Source organism: Dysgonomonas reticulitermitis (assembly GCF_054601275.1).
The window spans coordinates 1-1,143 of record NZ_BAAHWU010000127.1; the positions used below are offsets into that span (position 1 = coordinate 1).

Sequence of the window (1,143 nt, forward strand, 5' to 3'; positions counted from 1 at the left end):
AACTCAAATGTTTGACATTAAATAAATTCATCGGGATTGGTATGCCCGATGCTTACAAAGTGAGTTAATTTTACTTGCTACGATAGTGAAGAAAAATACCAGATTGACTGCCGTTGCAACAAAGTCATTATGAATTAACAAAAGAGGGTAAAATTTTAGAAGAAATAATAGATATATTATATCAATGATATTATTCCGGAGTAGTTAATGCAATGATTTTCAATCCGCTTTCATCTAAATAATAAAGGAAAACATTATACTGATCCTAATAAACTTCCAAAATAAGATATTATGAATTTTAATGATTTTTATTGGCATGATTCTATTATTAAATCTATTTATATAGATCGTTCAAATCCAGGGAAAAAAGATGAGATTCAACTTGAGGTGGAGTTAATCAATGAAGGTGTTTGTATATTGGTTTTTAAAGATGTTTATTGGTCTTCATTAAATTTGAATTTTGGAATTGTCGCAGAAGAAAGCATTTTAAATGCTAAAATCTTAGAAAAAAATGATGTTGATTTAGCGAATTTCTATTCCAGCTGGAATGGTTTAATGGACAATTTAGATTTAAAAGTTTTCTTGATAGAATTAAATTCTACAGGAAGTACTATAAAGATTATAGCAAAAGATTATGAGTTGATTAATAAGTAAAAAAATACTATAGAGCAAGAACCTGCACAGCTAAGGCAGGCTCTGATTGGGATTATGTTATAAATGGAATAAACAGCCCTGCTGTACTTGAAGATGCAAGTCAAAAACGTATTGAAACGGCAGAGAATATAGAGACAGCCAATGATGTTTTGACAGCTATTACACCTGTTGGTGGAGCGGCCGCAGTTTTTTCAAATGCAGACCAAGGAAATTATCTTGAAGCATTAGCGGCAGTACCTCTAGCCGTCTTAGATTTGGGAACGGGAGGAAAAGGAGGAGCAGCAACAAAAGGAGTTAGTGCTGTAGCGAAAGGAGCTAAAGCTTTAGATAAAGCTGGAGATGCAGCTAAAGTGGTTGGTAAAACAGAAAATGTTTCTAGAGCTGTAAGCAAGTCTAAAACAACAACTACAATTGGAGACAAATTCTCAAAAACGACAAAAACAGTTCCTGGAAAAGGAGGCGGGCAATCTAGAGCAGAGTATGTTGTTA

Annotated in this window: 2 protein-coding genes; both read left to right on the forward strand. The window is 33.2% G+C overall.

The window, feature by feature from the left end; translation table 11 throughout:
* Nucleotides 1–291 precede the first annotated feature (291 nt).
* On the forward strand, nucleotides 292–654 hold the full coding sequence (locus tag ACYPZI_RS15995; protein ID WP_459603375.1) for a hypothetical protein: 363 nt from the start codon (nucleotides 292–294) through the stop codon (nucleotides 652–654).
* A 149-nt stretch (nucleotides 655–803) separates the two neighbouring features.
* Nucleotides 804–1,143 (forward strand): hypothetical protein (locus ACYPZI_RS16000; RefSeq protein WP_459603377.1); only part of this gene is annotated, 340 nt, incomplete at its 3' end.